Annotated in this window: 25 protein-coding genes; 20 read left to right on the top strand and 5 right to left on the bottom strand. The window is 53.4% G+C overall.

Features of this window, described 5'->3' with window-relative positions; translation table 11 throughout:
- The first annotated feature begins 9 nt into the window (after positions 1–9).
- The 4 genes from fabZ to rnhB are packed head-to-tail and all read left to right on the top strand — an operon-like array spanning position 10 to position 2,976.
- Positions 10–471 (top strand): 3-hydroxyacyl-ACP dehydratase FabZ, encoded by a 462-nt coding sequence (gene fabZ / locus FNL37_RS06815; RefSeq protein ID WP_013442255.1) that lies wholly within the window; start codon positions 10–12, stop codon positions 469–471.
- A gap of 5 nt (positions 472–476) precedes the next feature.
- The gene (gene lpxA / locus FNL37_RS06820) at positions 477–1,262 is read left to right on the top strand and encodes an acyl-ACP--UDP-N-acetylglucosamine O-acyltransferase (RefSeq protein ID WP_159355604.1); all 786 of its coding nucleotides are present in this window, start codon (positions 477–479) and stop codon (positions 1,260–1,262) included.
- Between the two features lie 14 nt (positions 1,263–1,276).
- Positions 1,277–2,413 (top strand): lipid-A-disaccharide synthase, encoded by a 1,137-nt coding sequence (gene lpxB / locus FNL37_RS06825; RefSeq protein ID WP_015830103.1) that lies wholly within the window; start codon positions 1,277–1,279, stop codon positions 2,411–2,413.
- Positions 2,410–2,976 carry a ribonuclease HII gene (gene rnhB / locus FNL37_RS06830; protein WP_159355605.1) on the top strand — a complete coding sequence of 189 codons (567 nt, stop codon included), beginning with the start codon at positions 2,410–2,412 and terminating at the stop codon, positions 2,974–2,976. The genes lpxB and rnhB overlap by 4 nt, the downstream gene beginning before the upstream one ends.
- Here rnhB and FNL37_RS06835 read toward each other — a convergent pair.
- From FNL37_RS06835 to FNL37_RS06855, 5 genes are all read right to left on the bottom strand, one after another.
- A complete protein-coding gene (locus tag FNL37_RS06835) occupies positions 2,973–3,728 on the bottom strand; it encodes an SAM-dependent methyltransferase (protein WP_159355606.1) in 756 nt (251 codons plus the stop codon). The genes rnhB and FNL37_RS06835 overlap by 4 nt on opposite strands.
- Positions 3,729–3,732: 4 nt before the next feature.
- Entirely contained in the window at positions 3,733–5,169 is a 1,437-nt protein-coding gene (locus FNL37_RS06840) for a DUF4139 domain-containing protein (RefSeq protein ID WP_159355607.1), read from the bottom strand.
- A gap of 26 nt (positions 5,170–5,195) precedes the next feature.
- Positions 5,196–5,777, bottom strand: coding sequence for a Maf family nucleotide pyrophosphatase (locus FNL37_RS06845; protein WP_159355608.1), 582 nt, complete (start codon positions 5,775–5,777; stop codon positions 5,196–5,198).
- Positions 5,778–5,845: 68 nt separating this feature from the next.
- Entirely contained in the window at positions 5,846–7,696 is a 1,851-nt protein-coding gene (oadA, locus tag FNL37_RS06850) for a sodium-extruding oxaloacetate decarboxylase subunit alpha (protein ID WP_159355609.1), read from the bottom strand.
- Positions 7,697–7,735: 39 nt separating this feature from the next.
- Positions 7,736–9,154: an acetyl-CoA carboxylase biotin carboxylase subunit gene (locus FNL37_RS06855; protein WP_015830097.1), complete on the bottom strand. Its 1,419-nt coding sequence runs from the start codon at positions 9,152–9,154 to the stop codon at positions 7,736–7,738.
- 54 nt (positions 9,155–9,208) lie between these two features.
- Here FNL37_RS06855 and FNL37_RS06860 point away from each other — a divergent pair, with 54 nt between their 5' ends.
- The 16 genes from FNL37_RS06860 to FNL37_RS06935 all read left to right on the top strand — a co-directional run bounded on the left by FNL37_RS06860 (position 9,209) and on the right by FNL37_RS06935 (position 21,610).
- Positions 9,209–9,712, top strand: coding sequence for a YceD family protein (locus FNL37_RS06860; RefSeq protein WP_013442246.1), 504 nt, complete (start codon positions 9,209–9,211; stop codon positions 9,710–9,712).
- A gap of 20 nt (positions 9,713–9,732) precedes the next feature.
- Positions 9,733–9,912 (top strand): 50S ribosomal protein L32, encoded by a 180-nt coding sequence (gene rpmF / locus FNL37_RS06865; protein ID WP_015830096.1) that lies wholly within the window; start codon positions 9,733–9,735, stop codon positions 9,910–9,912.
- Positions 9,913–9,985: 73 nt separating this feature from the next.
- A complete protein-coding gene (gene plsX / locus FNL37_RS06870; protein WP_013442245.1) occupies positions 9,986–11,044 on the top strand; it encodes a phosphate acyltransferase PlsX in 1,059 nt (352 codons plus the stop codon).
- Positions 11,041–11,994: a beta-ketoacyl-ACP synthase III gene (locus FNL37_RS06875; protein WP_159355610.1), complete on the top strand. Its 954-nt coding sequence runs from the start codon at positions 11,041–11,043 to the stop codon at positions 11,992–11,994. Before plsX ends, FNL37_RS06875 begins: the two co-directional genes overlap by 4 nt.
- 22 nt (positions 11,995–12,016) lie before the next feature.
- Positions 12,017–12,946: an ACP S-malonyltransferase gene (fabD, locus tag FNL37_RS06880; protein ID WP_159355611.1), complete on the top strand. Its 930-nt coding sequence runs from the start codon at positions 12,017–12,019 to the stop codon at positions 12,944–12,946.
- An 18-nt stretch (positions 12,947–12,964) separates the two neighbouring features.
- A complete protein-coding gene (fabG, locus tag FNL37_RS06885; RefSeq protein ID WP_159355612.1) occupies positions 12,965–13,705 on the top strand; it encodes a 3-oxoacyl-ACP reductase FabG in 741 nt (246 codons plus the stop codon).
- A 102-nt stretch (positions 13,706–13,807) separates the two neighbouring features.
- On the top strand, positions 13,808–14,044 hold the full coding sequence (acpP, locus tag FNL37_RS06890) for an acyl carrier protein (RefSeq protein WP_013442241.1): 237 nt from the start codon (positions 13,808–13,810) through the stop codon (positions 14,042–14,044).
- Between the two features lie 50 nt (positions 14,045–14,094).
- Entirely contained in the window at positions 14,095–15,327 is a 1,233-nt protein-coding gene (fabF, locus tag FNL37_RS06895) for a beta-ketoacyl-ACP synthase II (protein WP_159356169.1), read from the top strand.
- A gap of 321 nt (positions 15,328–15,648) precedes the next feature.
- A complete protein-coding gene (pabC, locus tag FNL37_RS06900; RefSeq protein ID WP_159355613.1) occupies positions 15,649–16,482 on the top strand; it encodes an aminodeoxychorismate lyase in 834 nt (277 codons plus the stop codon).
- Positions 16,469–17,473 (top strand): endolytic transglycosylase MltG, encoded by a 1,005-nt coding sequence (gene mltG / locus FNL37_RS06905; RefSeq protein WP_159355614.1) that lies wholly within the window; start codon positions 16,469–16,471, stop codon positions 17,471–17,473. The genes pabC and mltG overlap by 14 nt, the downstream gene beginning before the upstream one ends.
- The gene (tmk, locus tag FNL37_RS06910) at positions 17,463–18,068 is read left to right on the top strand and encodes a dTMP kinase (protein ID WP_211371946.1); all 606 of its coding nucleotides are present in this window, start codon (positions 17,463–17,465) and stop codon (positions 18,066–18,068) included. Before mltG ends, tmk begins: the two co-directional genes overlap by 11 nt.
- Positions 18,065–19,087 carry a DNA polymerase III subunit delta' gene (gene holB / locus FNL37_RS06915; protein WP_159355615.1) on the top strand — a complete coding sequence of 341 codons (1,023 nt, stop codon included), beginning with the start codon at positions 18,065–18,067 and terminating at the stop codon, positions 19,085–19,087. The genes tmk and holB overlap by 4 nt, the downstream gene beginning before the upstream one ends.
- On the top strand, positions 19,084–19,464 hold the full coding sequence (locus tag FNL37_RS06920; RefSeq protein ID WP_159355616.1) for a PilZ domain-containing protein: 381 nt from the start codon (positions 19,084–19,086) through the stop codon (positions 19,462–19,464). Before holB ends, FNL37_RS06920 begins: the two co-directional genes overlap by 4 nt.
- A 120-nt stretch (positions 19,465–19,584) precedes the next feature.
- Positions 19,585–20,361 (top strand): TatD family hydrolase, encoded by a 777-nt coding sequence (locus FNL37_RS06925; RefSeq protein WP_159355617.1) that lies wholly within the window; start codon positions 19,585–19,587, stop codon positions 20,359–20,361.
- Complete coding sequence (locus tag FNL37_RS06930) at positions 20,352–21,116, top strand: MBL fold metallo-hydrolase (protein ID WP_013442232.1); 765 nt, start codon at positions 20,352–20,354, stop codon at positions 21,114–21,116. The genes FNL37_RS06925 and FNL37_RS06930 overlap by 10 nt, the downstream gene beginning before the upstream one ends.
- 80 nt (positions 21,117–21,196) lie before the next feature.
- The gene (locus FNL37_RS06935; RefSeq protein ID WP_013442231.1) at positions 21,197–21,610 is read left to right on the top strand and encodes a hypothetical protein; all 414 of its coding nucleotides are present in this window, start codon (positions 21,197–21,199) and stop codon (positions 21,608–21,610) included.
- The last annotated feature ends 18 nt before the right edge of the window (positions 21,611–21,628 follow it).

Here is a 21,628-nt window from a genome sequence, read left to right on the forward strand (position 1 = left end):
GGAAATGCCATGAATGATCAGGCTGTTACCAGCATGGATATCCATGAAATATTAGAGCACCTGCCGCACCGTTACCCTTTCTTGCTGGTCGACAAGGTCTTATCCCTGGAACTTGGCAAGGAAATCGTGGCTGTCAAAAACGTCAGCATGAACGAGCCTTTTTTCCCTGGCCATTTTCCTTATCATCCTGTCATGCCTGGCGTTCTGATTGTGGAAGCCATGGCTCAGGCGGCTGCCATCCTGTCGTTCAAGACGATGGACACCAAGCCCAATGATGAGTCGGTGTATTACTTTGCCGGCATTGATAGCGCGCGGTTCAAAAAGCCGGTATCGCCAGGTGACCAGCTTATTCTCAAGGTCAGCATAGATCGTATCCTTCGTGGTATCTGGAAATACAAAGGTCAGGCCTTGGTTGATGATGTGGTCGTGGCAGAAGCCGAAATGATGTGCATATTGAAGGCAATTGAGTAGCCATTATGACGTCCCAGGTTAAAATCCACCCGACAGCGATCATTGATCCGCGAGCGGGGCTTGATAGCACTGTTGAAGTTGGCGCTTATACCAGCATAGGTCCGGATGTGCAGATCGGGCCAGGAACGCGCGTAGGCAATAATGTGGTGATTGCAGGCCCTACGACCATAGGCAAGAACAATCACCTGTTCCATTTTTCCTCGCTAGGTGAGGCGCCACAGGATAAAAAATACCGTGACGAACCTACACGGCTCGAAATCGGCGATAACAACACCATTCGCGAGTTCTGCACCCTGAACCGCGGTACGGTTCAGGATAAGGGCGTGACCCGTATCGGAAACGATAACTGGATCATGGCGTATGTCCATATTGCCCATGATTGTCAGGTAGGCAATCACACCATTCTGGCAAACAACTCCTCGCTGGCCGGACATGTCGATATGTACGACCATGCTATTCTGGGGGGCTTTACCCTGGTGCATCAATTCTGCAAAATCGGCTCGCATGTCATGACCGCCGTTGGCACCGTTGTTTTCAAGGATATTCCTCCTTATGTAACGGCCGCGGGATATGACGCCAAGCCGCATGGCATTAATGCCGAAGGGCTCAAGCGACGTGGTTTCAGCGCGGATAGCATCACCCGTATCAAGCGCGCATACAAGACGCTTTACCGTCAGGGCTTGACCCTGGAAGAAGCCAAAGAGCAACTGGCCTTGCAACTCGCGGAGTGCCAGGAGCTGGGTATCTTGTTAGACTTTTTGAATATTTCCACCCGCGGCATTGTCCGTTAAGAAAGACCTGTAGCATGCCCATTATCGGCATTGTTGCCGGAGAGTCGTCCGGTGATCTTCTTGGCAGTCATTTGATCCGAGCCTTGAAAAAGCATAGGCCGGATCTGCAGTTTGTCGGCATTGCAGGCCCTAAGATGCAGGCCGAAGGGGCACGCACACTTTTCCCCATGGAGCGCTTGTCCATTCGCGGTTATCTGGAGGTCTTGCGTCATCTGCCTGGTTTGTTAAGGTTGCGCCGCCAGCTTGCCCGTGATCTTATCGAGGCTCGCCCCGAGCTTTTCATCGGGATTGATGCGCCTGACTTTAACTTTGGCCTGGAACGCAAACTCAAGCGCCGCGGCATTCCCACTGTTCATTATGTGAGTCCCTCCATCTGGGCCTGGCGCCGTGGCAAGATGTCAAAAATCAAGCGTGCGGTTTCCCATATGCTGGCGCTATTCCCCTTTGAACCTGACTTATACAAAGAGGCCGGGGTGCCGGTCAGTTATGTGGGACACCCATTGGCAGATATCCTGCCTATTGAGCCGGATCAGGTACAGGCACGTCAGAATCTCAAGCTCAAGGCAGGGCAGGTTGTCATCGCCATGTTGCCGGGTAGCCGCCAAAGTGAAGTGCGCCAATTGGCGGCGCTCTATGTGCAAACCGCCCGAAAAATGTTGGAGCATCAGCCCGGTATCCAGTTTGTTGTTCCCCTGATTACGCGTGAAACCCGCAGGATTTTTGAGCAGGCCATCTACGATGAGAAGGCGGAAGAACTGCCGATCAATATTTTATTTGGGCATGCCCATATGGCGATGGAAGCTGCGGATGCCGTCATTGTGGCATCGGGCACCGCCACACTGGAGGCGGCCTTGCTGAAGCGCCCCATGGTGATCACCTATCGTATGCCTTGGCTGAGCTGGCAAATATTGAAACGCATGCTCTATCTCCCTTATGTGGGACTGCCCAATGTCTTGGCCGGGCGCTTTGTGGTTCCCGAGTTGCTGCAGCACAATGCGACACCAGAAAAGTTGTCTGAAGCCACGCTTAAGATGGTGAACGACAAAACCCAGATGGAAGAAATCAAAGCTGAATTCACGCGCATTCATCATCTTCTGCGGCAAAATACTGAGGAAAAAGCTGCAAGTGCCATTCTGGCTTGCTTGCCATGAGTGAACTCATCATTTGCGGGGTGGATGAAGCCGGGCGGGGGCCTTTGGCTGGGGCCGTTTACGCAGCTGCCGTAATTCTGAATCCTGCCAGGCCTATTCCAGGGTTGGCTGACTCCAAAAAACTTTCCGAAAAAAAACGGGATGCGCTGACCCTGGAAATCAAGCAGCATGCGCTTGCCTGGGCCATTGCCCACAGCACGGTGGAAGAAATCGATAGCATCAATATCCTGCAAGCCAGTCTGCTGGCAATGCGCAGGGCGGTCGAACAACTCGGCATTCAGCCGCATAAGCTACTGGTAGATGGCTTGCACTGCCCGCAGGTTTCCATGGTGGCAGAAGCGATTGTCGATGGCGACAGCAAAGTCGAGGCGATTTCTGCGGCCTCTATTCTGGCGAAAACTGCACGCGACAAAGAGCTGTACGCGCTTGACCAGCAATATCCTCATTATGGATTTGCCAAACACAAAGGCTATCCCACCGCATTCCACATGGCCATGCTGATTGAGCATGGCGTCTCGCCTGTGCACCGGCGCAGTTATGCGCCTGTCAAAAAACTGCTCTAGCGTCCGCCAGCTGTCAATAACAGAAATACGGTGGGTTGACGGTGGATATCCGGCAGGTCTTGCCGCTTCCATTCGGAGATTGTTTTAGTCACGATGCGCTCCGTGCTCAGGCTGATATTGGTGGCCACACAAAGCCTCGTCGTCCCCTGGCACTGGGCCAGAATATCCTCCAGCATATGTTGGTTACGGTATGGCGTTTCGATGAATAGCTGAGTCTGTTGCCACTTTTGCGATTCCCGCTCCAATTCTTTCAAGCGTTGAATCCGTGCAGCCTTGTCGCTGGGCAGATACCCATGAAAGCTGAATCGCTGCCCATCAAGCCCTGAGGCCATCAGGCTCAATAATATGGACGAAGGGCCGACCAAGGGCACCACCTTGATGCCTTTGCGGTGCGCGAGTTCCACCAGTCTGGCGCCCGGGTCTGCAATGCCCGGGCAACCTGCTTCCGACATAATCCCTACGTTACGACCTTGCAGCAGAGGTTTGAGCAGCTCAGGCAATGCTTTTTCTTCGGTATGCTCATTGAGCGGCAACAGGGTCAGTTCACGTACCGGCTTATCTGTTTTGATCAGGGATAAAAAGCGCCGCGCCGTTTTTTCGTTCTCCACCACAAAAGTGTCCAGCGTTCTGGCGAGTTTCAATACATCAACGGGCAGCGCATTATCCAGTCGATCATCTCCCAGTGTGACAGGCAATAGATAAAGCGTGCCCAAGGGCGATGATGTGACTGTGGAGGAGGAGGTCGTGCTCATGAGATCAATATCTAACCTGCGTGCGATAAGTGAGTACGGCTTGGCCTTCGGCTGGGATCTGGACTTTCCAAGCGTACAGATGGCTGTTCAGCTTGTTACCTGGCTGACTTTCCTTCAGGATTTTCCAATCGCCGGGTATTGGTTCTTGCACAATGACCGTGACAGTTTCTTTTTTCGCATTGCGCAGCACAATTTCGTAAGCGCTTTCTGTGGCCCTGCTCCCTTTGGCTGGATTAGGTAATTGCTTGAAGTCGGCTTGCTTCTTGTCGGCATTGATGTCGAAGGCATCGCCCAGCTTCAGCCTGATTGTTTCATTGCGTGCGGTATGGTCAATATTGTCCTCACCTACAAACTGAGCATTGCCCTGGCGATCTTTTTTGTACACGCGCAGGGTGCCTTTAGGCAAAGGCATGCCAAGGCGGTCTGCTTCCTTGTTATCAAACTCGATAAAGACCCCGACTTTGAGTTTCTGGCCGATTTCATCCACGCTGGAACCATAGTAATAATCCGCGCCTTTCAGTAAAAGCTCTTTTCGAACAGGCACTTGGCTTGCGCTGAGCAGGGCAACTTGTTTGGATTGGTTTTCAGCCAGGGTAGTGGGGCGATCCAGGCTGTAGAGGTGATACTCCAGCAGGGATTCTTCACTGACCGGAGCGGCGGCATCCATCGCCATTTCCGATCGTGCCATCTTCATGAGCATGGGCCTGGCTTGTGGTGCGCGATGCACATCGCCGGCTACAAGTTGCAATTTGGCATTGCGATACGTAGCGCCGCTGGTATTGTTGAGCGTGATCCAGGCTGACAAGTCCAGCTTGTCTTCAGCCGCATTCAGTTCGGCAACATAGTCAGCTTTCCAGGATAGGCCACCGGTCAGGTAGCTGAGCTCAACAGTTTGGTCGCCAGCCTGCTTGTTGCTGAGATGGGTAAGCAGGGTGGGGCGGTCGCGCAGATTAGCAGGGACATCCGGGTAGACAATGCGGCCTGCAATGCCGGTTTCAATGCGGTTGCCAATTTTGAGCACGGCACCATTATTCGCCGACAGCACCTGCGCTTGCTCGCTGGTCTCAACGCCCGTGGCAGGGTTGGTCCGAACGAGCTGGACTGTCTTGCCTACATATTTTTCCAGCAGCTTTTCCGGCGTCAGCAAATCAAAGTCGAAATTCTGCTCAACGACGTTCAGCGTATTGGGTGTGCTCAGGCTGCGTAACAGTGCAGTCTCAGGGCGCAATTGGGCGCTGACATCGCGCAGGGTCAATACACTGTTACCCGCAGGCAGTCTGGTTTTTCGCTGGTCTTTGATGAGGGCAAGGTCCTCGTTATAAATGGTGACGGCTACCTGGGTTTGATCCTGCAATGTACTCAGTATTTCTTCTGTATCAGCGGCCAGTACCTGGCTGGCAAACAGACTGCTCAGACATAGAGCGAGAACACGGTTTTGCATGAAAATCTCCTTGGGGCGTTGCCCGCTTAGATAATGGTTAAGCCTTCGTTTTGCAGCATAGTGATGAGGCGGATCAATGGTAACCCGATCAGGGCATTCGGGTCTGTGCCCTCCATGCGTGCAATGAGCGCAATTCCAAGCCCTTCCGATTTTGCGCTGCCCGCACAGTTGTATGGCTGCTCTTTATGCAGATAGTTTTCAATCTGGGCATCACTCAGCATTCTGAATTCGACCACGTAAGGCACAACATCCGCCTGTATGGTGCCAGTGGCGGCATTGTATAGACATAGCGCGCTATGGAAGGTGACCTCGCGTCCCCGCATGCTTTGCAATTGCCTTACTGCCTTTGCGTGCGTACCCGGTTTGCCAATTTGCTGGCCATCCAGCGTCGCCACCTGGTCGCAGCCAATGATCAGGGCATGTGGGTATTGCGCGGCGACTTTGCGCGCTTTTTCCTGGCTGAGCCGCAAAGCAGTGTCTTCTGGCTTTTCATTGGCTAAAGGTGATTCATCAATATCAGGTGAGCAGCAGATGAATGGGATATCCAGCCTGGTCAGCAAGTCGCGGCGGAATGGGGATGAGGAGGCAAGAATCAGTTCGACAGACATAAGTTCTTTTACCAATAAAAAAGCCGACAGATATGAAAACTGCCGGCTTGTTAGGGATGACGCTGCGGTTACGCGGGCTGGATTTCCAGCAGAGACTCATCCGGAGTCACGCTATCACCCTTGACGACATGAACGGCAACGACGATGCCTGATTTTGGCGCCTGGATTTCATTTTCCATTTTCATCGCCTCAATCACCAACACGGCATCGCCGGCATTTACCTGGTCGCCCGCTTTAACCTTCACTTCCACAATGGTTCCCGGCATGGCGGTGGTCACACAACCGACATGGGATGGGCGAGGGCGGCCTGTGCTGTTGCTGGCATTGCTGGATGCTTTTTTACGGCCATTGCCATTCGTGTTGCCATCGCTGACTTCAATTTCACTGAGGGTTTCTACAACCACTTCCTCAGCCACCCCATCCACGGACACATAGAATGGGCGCTGATCTTCACCCGCATGACCACTGCCAGTGAGTTTGATATGGAAGGTTTCACCATGCAGCGTGACATTGAATTCATGCGGGGCATAGCGAGCGGCGGAGGTGGAAGCTGCTTCTTTGGTCAGTAGCGCTTCTGGTTTCAGTGTGCCTGCATTACGTTCCTGCAGGAAGGTTTTTGCCAAGTCAGGGAACATGGCGTAGGTCAGCACATCTTCCTCTGTCTTTGCCAATCCTTCGGATTCTGCGCGCAGTTTATCCATTTCTGCATCCAGCAGATCTGCTGGGCGGCAGGTAACGACCACGGCATCACCTACAGCAAGGTGTTTCACATCGGTATTGACGGTGCTTGGTGCCTTGCCATACTGCCCCAGCAGGTAGTTTTTCACCTCGTTGGTGATGGATTTGTAACGGGCGCCGGTCATCACATTCAGTACGGCCTGGGTTCCCACGATTTGCGAGGTAGGCGTAACCAACGGAGGGAAGCCCAAATCCTCACGCACACGTGGAATTTCTGCCAGTACTTCATCCATGCGGTCCAGAGCGCCTTGCTCTTTCAGCTGGTTGGACAAATTCGAAATCATGCCGCCTGGCACCTGATTCACCAGTACGCGGGTATCAACACCAGTGAAGGCGCTTTCAAACTGCCAGTACTTCTTGCGAACTTCACGGAAGTAGGCGGCAATTTCTTGCAGCTTGCCCAGATCAAGGCCGGTGTCGTACTCGGTACCTTGCAATGCAGCCACAATACTTTCGGTGGTCGGCAGGCTTGCGCCTTCCGCAAAGGAGGAAATGGCACCGTCCACAATCGCGACGCCGTTATCCACTGCACGCAGGATGGACATGCTGGCCAGACCGGAAGTGGCGTGGGCATGCAGGTGAATAGGCAAATTGGTGGCTGCACGCAATTCCTTGACCAGCTCGCCGGTGATTTCAGGCGTCAGCAGACTGGCCATGTCCTTGATGGCGATGGTGTCACAGCCGAAGGAGGCCAACTCTTTGGCCAGCTCGACAAAATAAGGAATGCCATGCACGGGACTGGTGGTGTAGCTGATAGTACCTTCGGCGTGCTTGCCGACTTTTTTCACGGCTTCGATAGAGGTGCGCAGATTGCGCAGATCATTCATCGCATCAAATATGCGGAAAACATCCACGCCATTATCGGCGGACTTTTGCACGAATGCGCGTACCACATCGTCGGAATAATGACGGTAGCCAAGCAGATTCTGGCCGCGCAGCAGCATTTGGATGGGCGTCGATGGCAAGGCCTTGCGCAAACTCTTCAGACGCTCCCAAGGGTCTTCCTTCAGATAACGTACGCAAGCATCAAATGTCGCGCCACCCCAGGCCTCCAATGACCAGTAACCAATGGCATCAAGCTGTGGGCAGATGGGCAGCATGTCTTCAGTGCGCATGCGCGTTGCGATCAATGACTGGTGGCCATCGCGTAAAACTACATCAGTAACATATACTTTTGCCATATTCTTAACTTATCGCTTCACTATTAATACGGGTTCTATTTAGATGCCTTCGTGCGCTGCTATGGCGGCTGAGATGGCGGCGGCGATCAATTCGCGCGGTAGTTTGGTTTCATAATTGATCAGCTCCGGATGGGATTCAACAAAGCTGGTATCAAACTTGCCACTGCGAAAATCAGGATGATTAAGAATTTCCTGATAGTAAGGAATCGTGGTCTTCACGCCGTAAACCACCATGTCGTTCAGCGACCGGCGACCACGCTCGATCACGCTTTCCCAGTTGAGTGCCCACACCGTTAACTTGGCGCACATGGAGTCGTAATAAGGCGGAATGACGTAACCACTGTACATTGCCGCATCCATACGGACACCTGGGCCGCCCGGGGCATAGTAACGCGTGATTTTGCCAAAGCTTGGCAAAAAGTCCTTCTTCGGATCTTCAGCGTTGATGCGAAACTCCATGGCAAACCCGCGGTAGTGCACATCTTCTTGCTTGTATTGAAGTTTAAGACCATCGGCAATGCGAATCTGTTCCTGCACGATATCAATACCAGTGATGGTTTCGGTAACCGTGTGCTCTACCTGCAGGCGGGTGTTCATTTCCATGAAATAAAAGCTGTTATCCGAGTCCAGCAAAAACTCCACGGTGCCAGCATTCTTGTAGCCCACGGCCTTGGCAGCCTTGACTGCCAATTTGCCAATGTATTCGCGTTGCGCATTGCTTAATTGCGGCGAGGGGGCAATTTCAATCAGTTTCTGGTTGCGGCGCTGAATGGAACAGTCGCGTTCGAACAGGTGAATCACGTTGCCATGGCTATCTGCCATGATCTGTACTTCAATATGTTTGGGATTAACCACGCACTTTTCGAGGAATACTTCGGGTTTGCCAAACGCTTTGCTGGCTTCCGAGATCACGCGGTCGTAGTTGCTGAGCAATTCTTTTTCATCATTACAGCGGCGAATGCCACGTCCGCCGCCACCGTTGGTGGCTTTCAGCATGACGGGGTAGCCGATTTTGCGGGCAAGGGTGCGAGCTTCCTCGAGATCGGCCAGGTTGCCGTTACTGCCAGGCACACAGGGAATGCCGGCCTTGATCATGGCATTACGTGCCTGAATCTTGTCTCCCATCTGGCGAATGACCTTTGCATCCGGACCAATGAATTTGATGCCTCGGCGGGCACATATTTCGGCTAATTCGGGATTTTCGGACAAAAAGCCGTAGCCGGGATGCAGGGCGTCGCAACCTGAAGCCACGGCCAGGTTGACGATATTATGTGCATTCAAATAACCCACCACAGGGTCTGAGCCAATGTTATAGGCTTCGTCGGCTTTCTTTACATGTAATGCGTGGCGGTCGGCATCAGAGTAGATGGCGACTGACTTGATTCCCATTTCTGAACATGCGCGAACGATGCGGACAGCAATTTCACCGCGATTAGCTATAAGTATTTTTTTGATCACGCTTGAGACCTGATTTTTTGACACAGAAACATGCAAATTATATCATGCGCCCCTATGGCTGCACAGAACATCATCAATAGCATTGAGTTTGCGCGAAAAGCGCTTGAAATTCATGGTACAATTCCGGTTTCGCAATTTCCGCGCCTTCAGGATGCCTATGCATCAGCCGATGGCGCGCTGAATTGGCGCTTGCTGGGGAATGTTAACGACGGCAAACCAACACTGCAATTAAAGGTGTCCGGGGATCTGGGTTTAACATGTCAGCGTTGTCTGGAAGCCATGTCATACAACATCGACATTTCGACATTGTATTACCTGGTGCCCGATGAGGATGCTATTCCGTCAGAAGAAGAGGATCTCGATGACAGGGATTACCTGGTTGCTGAAACGCATATGCAAGTGTCGGAATTGATAGAGGATGAGGTGTTGCTGGCGATGCCGCTGGCACCCAAGCACGAACAAGAGGATTGTGCCGTAAAGGGTGATCGTCTTGAGCTGGGAAAACCTAATCCATTTGCGGTGTTGCAGGGTTTGAAGTCCGGAAAGCACCGGGATTAATTAGTTAACAGGAGTAGATCATGGCAGTTCAACAAAACAAGAAGTCCCCATCGAAGCGCGGCATGCACCGTTCGCACGATTTTCTGACTAACCCACCATTGGCTGTTGAGCCAACCACAGGTGAAACTCACCTGCGTCACCACGTAAGCCCTAGCGGTTACTACCGTGGTCGTAAGGTTCTGCCTGCCAAGGGCGAGTAAGTTAGTATCAAACAGATGCGCCGGTTCTGATAAAGAATCGGCGCTTTGTTTTTATATAAAAGCCAATTAGTACATGGATATCACAGTTGCTGTGGATGCCATGGGCGGCGACCACGGCCCTCATGTCACCGTTCCTGCTGCGCTGCAAGCGTTAAAGCAGGATGCTGAAATCAATATCGTTCTGGTTGGATTAGCCGAGGTTATCGAGGCTGAGCTGGCTGCGCATCATGCAAAGGTCGGCCCCCGCTTGCGCATTCATCATGCAAGCGAGGTCGTCACCATGGACGAATCCCCGCAAAGCGCGCTGAAGAATAAAAAAGATTCTTCAATGCGTGTTGCCATCAATCTGGTCAAGAGTGGAGAAGCCCACGCCTGCGTTAGCGCTGGCAATACGGGAGCGCTAATGGCGACCGCCCGTTTTGTGCTGAAAACCTTGCCGGGTATCGATCGCCCAGCCATTGCTGCCACCTTGCCGAGTCGCAAGGGCCTTACCTATATGCTGGATCTTGGCGCCAACGCTGACTGCACGCCAGAGCATCTGCTGCAGTTTGCTATTATGGGTGCCATGCTGGTGTCATGTGTCGAGCACAAGGAAAGACCCACGGTGGGCCTGCTAAATATCGGCTCCGAGGATATCAAGGGCAATGAAGTGGTCAAACAGGCTGGAGAGTTGCTGCGGGCGAGTCATTTGAATTTTTACGGCAACATTGAAGGCAATGACATCTACAAGGGCACGACAGATCTGGTGGTGTGTGATGGCTTTGTCGGCAACGTTGCCCTGAAAACCTCGGAAGGCCTGGCTCAGATGATGGGTAGTTTTCTTGGGCAGGAATTCAAGCGCAACTGGCTGACCAAGATCATGGCCCTGGCTGCCATGCCGGTTCTGAAGGCATTCCGCAAGCGGCTGGATCATCGTCGCTATAATGGCGCCAGTTTCCTGGGCCTGCGCGGCATTGTGGTGAAGAGCCACGGTGGTGCGGACACGTTTGCCTTTCTGCATGCCATCAATGTGGCAAGTGAAGAATCCCGTAGTGGCGTATTGAAGCGCATTACAGAACAGCTGGAAATAGAACATATCAAGCCAGCACCAGCGTCGCAGCTACCCGCTGAGACTACGAAAGAATTAGCATGACATATTCCCGTATCGCCGGAACTGGCAGTTATCTGCCCGAGCGCATACTGACCAATGCAGAACTTGAACGCATGGTCGACACCAGTGATGAGTGGATCGTGACTCGCACTGGCATTCGCGAGCGCCACATTGCTGCTGAAGGCCAGTTTACCAGTGACCTGGCTTACGAAGCCGCATTGCGTGCCATCGAAGCTGCCGGTATTACCCATGAAGAAATCGATCTGGTGATTGTGGCAACCACCACACCGGATCGTGTGTTCCCGAGCACAGCCTGTCTGGTGCAGGCTCGCCTTGGGCTCGGTCCTTGTCCGGCATTTGATATTCAAGCCGTTTGTAGCGGGTTTGTGTATGCCTTGGCGACTGCAGATAACTTCATCAAGTCCGGTGCCGCAAAAACCGCATTGGTGATTGGTGCAGAAACCATGTCGCGTATTACCGACTGGACTGATCGCAGCAACTGCATTTTGTGGGGTGATGGCGCGGGCGCCGTTATTCTGCGTGCTTCTGAAGAGATGGGTATTTTGTCCACGCATTTGCATGCGGATGGCCAATATGCCCGATTGCTCAATGTGCCGACCGGTGTTTCCCAAAAAGAAGGCAGCAAGACTATCCATATGGAAGGCAACGCTGTTTTCAAGGTGGCGGTCAATACGCTCGACGCTATCGTGGATGAAACATTGGAAGCCAATGGCCTGCAAAAGTCCGATGTGGATTGGCTAGTGCCTCATCAAGCAAATATCCGTATTCTCCAGTCCACCGCCAAGAAACTTGGCATGGGCATGGAAAAAGTCGTTGTTACCGTGGATCGCCATGGCAATACATCGGCAGCTTCTATTCCGCTGGCGCTGGATGTTGCTGTGCGCGATGGCCGTATCAAGCGCGGCGAAACCCTCCTGATGGAAGCCTTTGGTGGTGGATTCACCTGGGGCTCGGTACTAGTGAAGTTCTAAAAGACAACTCATAGAGATTGACATGACATTTGCATTTTTCTTCCCCGGACAGGGCTCTCAATCCGTCGGCATGATGCAGGGCTTTGATGGTCTGCCTGTGATCCGCGATACCTTTGTCGAAGCTTCCGATATTCTCGGTGAGGATTTCTGGAAAATGGCGACCGAGCCAAATGACTTGCTGAACCAGACAGCCCATACGCAACCCTTGATGCTGACGGCCGGGGTCGCGACATGGCGTGCCTGGCAGGCTCAGCATGGCGAAGCGCCTGCCATCATGGCAGGGCATAGTCTCGGCGAATATACAGCTCTGGTGGCTGCAGGTGCACTCAGCTTTGATGCGGCATTGCCATTGGTACGCTACCGCGCAGAGGTGATGCAAAAAGCAGTTGCCGAAGGCGTAGGTGCCATGGCCGCCGTATTGGGCCTAAGCGATGAAGACGTGCGTGCGGCTTGTGCTGAAGCGGCTCAAGGCCAGGTTGTTGAAGCGGTTAATCTTAACTCCCCAGGTCAGGTGGTAATCGCAGGCCATCGGGAGGCCGTGGAGCGCGCGATGGAAGCAGCCAAAGGCAAGGGTGCCAAACGCGCCATTCTGCTGCCGGTCAGTGTGCCATCTCATTGCGCCCTGATGCAGCCCGCCGCCGCTGAGCTGAAGAATTACCTGCAAGATGTCACCATCAGCCCATCCCGTATTCCTGTGATTCACAATGCAGATGTTGAGTCGCATGATGATGCAGCGAAAATCAAGGACGCCCTTGTTCGTCAGCTATACAGCCCGGTTCGCTGGGTAGAAACTGTCCAGAAGATCAGCCAGCAAGGCATTGCACAAAGTGCCGAGTGTGGGCCAGGCAAGGTGCTGGCGGGGCTCGCCAAGCGCATTGTTCCTGAGTTGGCATGTGTTGCATTGATCAGCCAGGCTGCGATTGACGAAGCTCAATCTCAATTCAAATCATAATTTATTCAGGAGTCGCAGATGCTTCAGAATCAAATCGCGCTGGTCACTGGCGCTAGCCGTGGTATCGGTGCAGCCATTGCCCAGGCATTAGGCCGCAATGGAGCGGTTGTTATCGGCACCGCTACCAGTGAAGCCGGCGCTGAGCAAATCACCAAGGCACTGCAAGCGGCTGGTATTAAAGGGCAGGGGTTGGCACTGGATGTCAATAACACCGAGCAGATTGATGCCGTGATTGACCAGATTGCCAAGACTTATGGCGATATTGGCATTCTTGTGAATAACGCAGGCATTACCCGCGATACCTTGTTGATGCGCATGAAGGAAGATGACTGGGACGCTGTCATCTCCACCAATCTTTCTTCGGTATATCGCCTCTCGCAAGCGGTAATGCGCCCCATGATGAAGGCTCGTCAAGGCCGCATTATCAGTATTTCATCTATCGTGGGACACACCGGCAATGCCGGCCAGGCAAACTATGCCGCCGCCAAAGCTGGCGTCAGTGGTTTTACCAAGTCACTGGCTGCCGAGCTCGGCAGTCGTGGTGTTACCGTCAATTGTGTGGCTCCAGGCTTCATTGATACCGACATGACACGTGAACTCCCCGAAAAAGTGCGGGATGATCTGCTTGGCAGGATTCCCCTGGGCAAGCTGGGTCATGTGGATGATATTGCAGCGGCCGTCGTGTTTTTAGCTTCTCCATCAGCGGCTTATATTACGGGCGAAACCTTGCACGTAAATGGCGGCATGTACATGGCGTGATCGCCAGGTTTTTAGTATCAAGCAGTTTTTTGAATTCCTCGGGACTTTTGCTAGAATAGCCCGAGCTTTTGTAAGCAACATAAACTTGAAAGGGGTATTTAGATGTCTGACATCGAACAACGCGTTAAAAAGATCGTTTCTGAGCAATTGGGTGCAAATGAAGCTGATGTAAAGAATGAGTCTTCCTTTGTAGATGACCTGGGTGCTGATTCGCTCGACACCGTTGAACTCGTGATGGCACTTGAAGAAGAATTTGATTGTGAAATTCCTGATGAAGAAGCAGAGAAGATCACAACCGTTCAGCAAGCGATTGACTACGTCAGCGCCAACCTCAAGTAATTTCCCCCATCCATTCTTAAATTCTGGAGTTGCTTTTGTCCAAGCACAATCTGCAGAAGCGCAGAGTTGTCGTGACTGGCCTGGGCGTCGTATCACCGGTTGGTGTCGGTGTTCAGGCGTCCTGGTCTGATCTACTGGCCGGGAAATCCGGCATCACCAGAATCACCAAGTTCGATCCTAGTCCCTTCGCCTCGCAAATTGCGGGCGAAGTGAAGGGTTTCGACGTCTCCCAGTTCTTGCCTGCCAAAGAAGCGCGTCGTATGGATACCTTTATCCAGTACGGCATGGCAGCAGGTATTGAGGCGGTGCGTGATTCGGGTATTGAAGTGACTGAGGAAAATGCCGAGCGTATCGGCGTTTCCATCGGTTCCGGTATCGGCGGCTTGCAGCTTATTGAAGAGACGGATGAGACGTTTCACACATCCGGTCCAAGAAAAATTTCGCCGTTCTTTATTCCCGGCACCATTATCAACATGATTTCCGGCAATCTTTCCATTATGTACGGCTTTAAGGGCCCGAACGTGGCGATTGTCACCGCCTGTACCACAGGCACGCACTCTATCGGTGATGCTGCCCGCATGATCGAATACGGCGATGCGGATGTCATGATTGCCGGTGGCGCAGAAGCGGCCATCACGCAACTGGGCGTGGGTGGTTTTGCCGCTGCCCGTGCATTGTCCACGCGCAATGATGACCCTGCGACGGCTAGCCGCCCATGGGATCGTGATCGTGATGGCTTCGTGATTGGTGAAGGCGCTGGTGTCATGGTGCTGGAAGAGTACGAATCTGCCAAGAAACGTGGCGCCAAGATCTATGCCGAGTTGGTAGGCTACGGAATGAGCGCCGATGCTTATCACATGACCGCGCCTAATATGGATGGTCCACGTCGTTCTATGCGTAATGCATTGAATAACGCTGGCGTAAATCCGGATCAGCTGCAGTTCATCAATGCACACGGCACTTCCACTCCGCTGGGTGATACCAATGAAACCAATGCGATCAAGGCGGCATTTGGTGACCATGCAAAGAATCTGGTGGTGAACTCCACCAAGTCGATGACGGGTCACTTGCTGGGTGGTGCGGGTGGTCTGGAGTCGGTATTTACGGTTCTTTCCATTCATCATCAGGTATCGCCTCCCACCATCAACATTTTCAATCAGGATCCTGAGTGTGATCTGGATTATTGCGCCAATGAGGCGCGTGATCTGAAGATTGATGTGGCGCTGAAAAACAACTTCGGCTTTGGTGGTACCAACGGTTCCCTGGTGTTCGCCAAAATCTGATCTGCCGATCAGGCTTGTCTTATGCTCAAAACTGTGCATGGCCTTGATGGTTATGCACAGTTTTGTCGCATTTGACGGTGCTGTGACAGAAGGCCACACTCGAGATTGCTTTAATTTTTCAAGTTGTTGATTTTAATAAGCTAATTATTTTTAGCTCTTTTTGAGTCAAAATCAAAAAATCTAATGCCCAGCGATACTTAGCGGCATTATCCTGCAATCTTCCACAAATCTATCCACAGCTTTTGTGGATGCAAGACTCCTTTGTAATGACGTCAACATGCTTTAGGATAACGGTGTTTTTAACGAGCACATGAGCGCCCGATGACGTATCCCTTGCCGACATTGGTAAATGGTCGGCCCGATGCATTGATATCGCCTGCAGACCGCGGCTTGGCCTATGGCGATGGCGTATTTCGAACCTTGCCCGTTATTCTTGGCAACCCTCAGGTATGGGCTTTGCATTACCGCAAGCTGAGTGAAGACTGTTCACGGTTAAACTTATCCTGCCCACCAGCCAGTGATCTGTTAAATGATATTCAGCAGCTCTATACCGATCATGCGAGTGGGGTTGCGAAAATCATCATCAGTCGCGGGGCAGGAGGGCGCGGCTATGCCATCAGTGCCGAGATGCAATCCACCCGCATTGTCATGCGAACTGCCATGCCGGATTACCCGCAGCATTATGCGGAAGCCGGGGTGCAACTGACACTGTGCAATCTCAGGCTGGCTCATCAGCCCAGGCTGGCGGGTATAAAGCATCTCAACCGGCTGGAAAATGTACTGGCCCGTATGGAGTGGCAAGACCCGGATATTTTTGACGGTGTAGTGCTGGATCAACAAGGGTTTGTGATCGAAGGCACCATGTCGAATATTCTGCTACGGTTTGGTTTCCGCTTGTTGACGCCGGATCTCAGGCGCTGCGGGGTGGCGGGTGTCACGCGTGATCGCATTCTGCAATTGGCGCCATCGCTGGGGCTGCAAGCAGGCGTGGCGGATATTTCGCTGGATCAAATGATGCAAGCGGACGAGATCATCATTTGCAACAGCCTGTTTGGTGCATGGCAGGCAACCCGCTTCAACGGAAAAACCTGGCAACCTCAGCAACTGGCGGAACAGTTAAGGTATTTATTGCAGGAACAACATGAAATTGATTAGATCTTTACTGTTACTGGCATGCATGGCGCTGGTGGTAGCAGGTGCATGGCTATATTTCTACAGTACGACGCCATTGGCGGCGCGTGCCACCACGGAAGACGTCTCCCTCAAAGCGGGCAGCAGCTTGCGTAGCGTCGGGCTGCAACTGGTGCAGCAGGGCGTGCTGCCGGAGCGCTGGAGCTTTGAAGTGCTGGTGCGTCTGTTTGGCAAGGCGGGTGACATCAAGGCTGGCAATTATCAGATTGCGGCGGGTACCACGCCTTATCAGTTGCTGATTACCTTGACCAATGGCAATACCACGCAAGCCAGCATTACCTTTATTGAAGGGTGGACCTTTCAGCAAATGCGGGCCGCGCTGAATGCGCATGAGTCAGTACGCCACATGACCATGGCATATACCGATCAGCAGATATTGGCCGAGGTAGGGGCCACCGAAGAAATTGCCGAGGGCTTATTCTTCCCCGACACCTATTACTTCACGCCGCAATCCAGTGATAAAGATATCCTCAAGCGGGCTTACACCACCATGCAGCAAAAGCTCTCCACGGCCTGGGCTGGCAGAGACGCGGGCTTGCCTTATGCCACGCCATATCAGGCCTTGATCATGGCCTCCATCATTGAGAAAGAAACCGGCCGTGCCGTTGAGCGGCCGCAAATTGCGGGCGTTTTTCTCAACCGCCTGCGTCTGGGCATGCGCCTGCAAACCGACCCTACTGTGATTTACGGAGTTGGCGAACGGTTTGACGGCAATCTGCGTAAAAAAGACTTGCTGCTGGATACGCCATACAACACCTATACACGTGCCGGCTTGCCCCCCACGCCGATTGCCATGCCTGGCCTGGGCGCCATTGAAGCCGCGCTGCACCCCATGAAAACCAAGGCGCTGTATTTCGTGGGCAAGGGCGATGGCAGCCATGAATTTTCATCCACGTTGGCAGAACATAACCGGGCGGTGGTGCAGTATCAATTGAGGCCCAATCGTGCGCGGTAAATTCATTACTCTCGAAGGCATGGATGGTGCGGGCAAAAGCACGCATATACCGGACATTCTGGCGCAATTGCAGACGCGTGGCGTAGAGGTGATATCCACGCGCGAGCCGGGAGGAACGGCACTGGGGGAGCAGCTGCGCGAAGTGCTATTGCATACCCCGATGGCGGCTGAAACGGAAAGCCTGCTGATGTTCGCTGCCCGGCAAGAGCATCTTTCTGCTTTGATCCTGCCCGCGCTGGAGCGCGGCGTTTATGTGCTGTCGGACCGTTTTACCGATGCCTCGTTTGCTTATCAGCATGGTGGCAGAGGGCTGGCCGCGGAGCGCATTGCCCAACTGGAGCAATGGGTGCAGCAAGGGCTGCAGCCGGATTTGACCTTGCTGTTTGATGTGCCAGTGGAAGTCAGTGTGCAAAGGCTGGCAGCGGCTCGCACCCCGGATAAGTTTGAGCGCGAATCCGCAGATTTTTTCCGGCGTATTCGCCGTGCCTATCTGGACCGGGCACAGCAGTTTCCTGAGCGCTTTCGCATTATTGATTCCAACCAGCCGCTGGAGCAGGTCAAACTGGCTGTGCGTGCTGCCCTGAGTGCCTTATGAGCCAGGAGCTGATGATTTTTCCCTGGCAACACGCCGTATGGGCGGGCTTGATCGCGCAGCGGAAAACCCTGCCGCATGCCATGTTGCTACGCGGACCGGCCGGCATAGGCAAGCTGCAGTTCGCGCAAGCGCTGAGCAAAGCCCTGCTGTGTCAGCAGCCACAAGCCGATGGGCATGCCTGTGGGGTTTGTGCCAGTTGCGGGTGGTTTGCCCAGGGCAGTCATCCTGATTTTCGCTTGCTGGCCCCCGAGCAGGATCAAGCTGATGAAGATGCGCCAGCGCCCGCCAAGACCACTACCAAAAAAACACAGATATCCGTCGCCCAGGTGCGTGAGTTGGGTGGGTTCCTGGAGTTGTCCAGCCATCACAACGATGGCGTGCGCATCGCGCTGATATGTCCGGCAGAAGGCCTGAATGTGGCCTCAGCCAATGCCTTGCTGAAAATGCTGGAAGAGCCGCCACCAGGCGTGGTGTTCCTGTTGGTGGCCCATCAACCGCAACGCTTGCTGCCGACCATTACCAGCCGTTGCCGCAAGGTGGATATGCCAGTGCCCGATATGCAGGGCGCCTTGAGCTGGCTCAACGAGCAGGGGGTAGATCAAGCGGAGGTCAGGCTGGCTTACGCCGGCGGCTCGCCTATGGCTGCGCGCGATCAGGCGGAGGGCAGCAAGCCGCTGGAGCTGATACTGGCGCAACTGGCTCGTGGAGCTGGTGCCGATGCTTATTCGCTGGCGACAATGCTGAATGCCCTGGGAATGGCGGAAGCCATGCGGGTATTGCAAAAATGGCTTTATGATCTGCTTGCCTGCCGCTTTGCTGTACAGGCGCGTTACCACATCCTGCATAATGCCGCTTTGCAAGCCTTGGCCAAAAGCGTAGACTTGGCTCAAATGCTTGAATTACAGCGTAAACTTGACGATGCCTACCGCAGTGCGACGCATCCATTGAACAATGAGCTGCAACTGGAAAGCCTGATGTTGCAGTATGTGCAGTTATTTTCCGCCAAAACCAGAACATGAGTACCAGCGCGCTTCCTAATGACCCCTTGATCAGCTCCCCAGCCAAGCCTGGGGTATTGTCATTGGCCATCAAGGAAAAGGCAGCGCTTTACGCCTCCTACATGCCCTTCATCAAAGGGGGAGGCCTGTTTATCCCTACCAACAAACCTTATCGCATCGGCGATGAGGTTTTCATGTTGCTGAGCCTGCTGGATGATCCTGTCAAGCTGAAAGTCGTGGGCCATGTGGTATGGATAACGCCTGTGACGCAAGGTAGCCGTCCCCAAGGTATCGGGGTGCGCTTCAGCGAAAAAGATGGCGGCATTGAGGTCAAGAACAAGATTGAAGCCTTGTTGGGCGGTGCCACGAAGTCTCCGCGCCCCACATACACCATGTAGCTATAGCTCGCTAGCATTGGACATCCCAGTGTATTGTTTCACTTGCACTTAGATTTATGTCGTCGTTGTCCTGCGTATTGTCGTTAACCCGGTTTGTTGCCGTTATTGTGAATATTCTCCATGCTTGTCGATTCCCACTGCCATATCAATTTTCCTGACCTTGCCAGCAATATGCCTGCATTACGTGCGGCCATGGCTGAAAATGCGGTTGGCCATGCCTTGTGCGTTTCCGTTACCTTAAAAGACTTTCCCGCCGTGCTGGCTGTCGCCGAAGCCCATGACAACATTTTTGCATCGGTGGGGGTGCATCCGGACTATGAAGACGAGCCCTTTTTCACTGCAGACGATCTGGTCAAGCTGGCGCAGCATCCCAAGGTGATTGCCATCGGCGAGACCGGGCTGGATTACTTTCGCCTCACTGGCGATCTGGAGTGGCAGCGGGAACGCTTCCGCACCCATATCCGCGCGGCCATCGCGGCTGACCGGCCCTTGATCATTCATACGCGGTCTGCGGCTGAAGACACCATACGCATCATGCGGGAGGAGGGCGCTGAGCGCATTGGCGGCGTCATGCACTGCTTTACAGAAAGCCTGGAAGTGGCTGAGCAGGCCATGGCGCTGGGCTTTTATATTTCGTTCTCCGGCATCGTGACCTTCAAGAATGCTGGCGCGCTGAAAGAAGTCGCGCGGCAGATCCCGCTCGATCGCGTGCTGGTCGAGACCGACTCGCCTTACCTCGCACCTATCCCGTTTCGTGGCAAAACCAATCAGCCTGCCTATGTGAAGCATGTGGCGGAAGAGGTGGCACGGTTGCGTGGCATCTCGCTGGAAGCGTTGTCCGAAGCTACTACCCGTAATTTCTTCACATTGTTCAGGCAGGCACGTCCATGCAATTGACCATGCTGGGCGTGGGCTCCAGCGCGGGCACGCCGGTCGTGGGCTGCCAGTGTGCAACCTGCCGCTCGAGCGACGCGCGCAACAAACGTACCCGCTGTTCCTCGGCCATCACCTTTCCCAATGGCGAAGTGGTGTTGATTGATACGGGGCCGGACCTGCGTTTTCAGGCGCTACGTGAAGGCCTTAATCGCGTGGACGCCGTGCTTTATACCCATACCCATGCCGATCATCTGCATGGCATTGATGATCTGCGTGCCTTCTGCCAGATACAACGAAAACAGATTCCGCTCTACGGCAAGGCCGATGCCCTGGCGCATATAGCCGACAAATTTGGCTATACCATCCGCGAGCCGAGTGATTTCTGGGATTTGCCCGTGCTGGGGCTCAACGAGGTAAAAGCGCCGTTTGAGCTATTCGGCCAGACCGTGACTCCGATTCCCGTCAAGCATGGCTACAGCGATATTCTGGGCTTCCGCATCGGAAACCTGGCTTATCTGACCGATGTGTCCGAAATCCCCGAGGCTTCGCTTCCCCTGCTTCAAGGTCTGGATGTGCTGCTGCTGGATTGCCTGCGCTACAAGCCGCATTACACGCATATCAACCTGGAGCAAAGCCTGGAATATGCTGCCATGATTGCCGCGGCCGACACCTATCTCATCCACATGACCCACGAGATGGAGTATGCGGCGGTCAGTGCCTTGCTGCCACCCAATGTGCATGTGGGTTATGACGGTTTGCAATTGCATTTTGAATGAGCAGGTAGTGAAACTATCCTGCTGCATGTACTGCCTAAAAGTGCGATAATCGCCCCCTCAAACGTGTATCGGAACTCACTATGCAACTGAATACCATGCAATTGACCAAGACTTTTTCTGCCTCTGTGCTGCTGGCGGCTGTGTTTGCCGTGGCTGCCTTGCCTGCCCTGGCTGCCGACACCGCTCCTGCCAAAACCACAGCTGCAAAAAAAGGCAATTATTCAGAAACCGATTTCTTGCGTGCATTCAGCGGCAAGTCGCGCCAGGTCGTGACCGAGCGCCTGGGCAAGCCTGTGAAAAAAGAACAATCCGTTATGCCATCCAATGCCGCTGGCGTGGTCGGCAAGAAGCTTGATACCTCCAAGCCGGTGAATGTGGAAATGTGGTACTACAACAATCTGGTCGAGTATTCCCCTAAAAAGACCTACAAGGTGACCGAGCTTACTTTTGTGAATGATCGTTGCATGAACATTGCGTTCTTCAACAATCGTTGATTGTTGCATGCTCAACAA

Origin of the sequence: Methylovorus glucosotrophus (assembly GCF_009858335.1) — a bacterium.
Lineage (GTDB): Bacteria > Pseudomonadota > Gammaproteobacteria > Burkholderiales > Methylophilaceae > Methylovorus > Methylovorus glucosotrophus.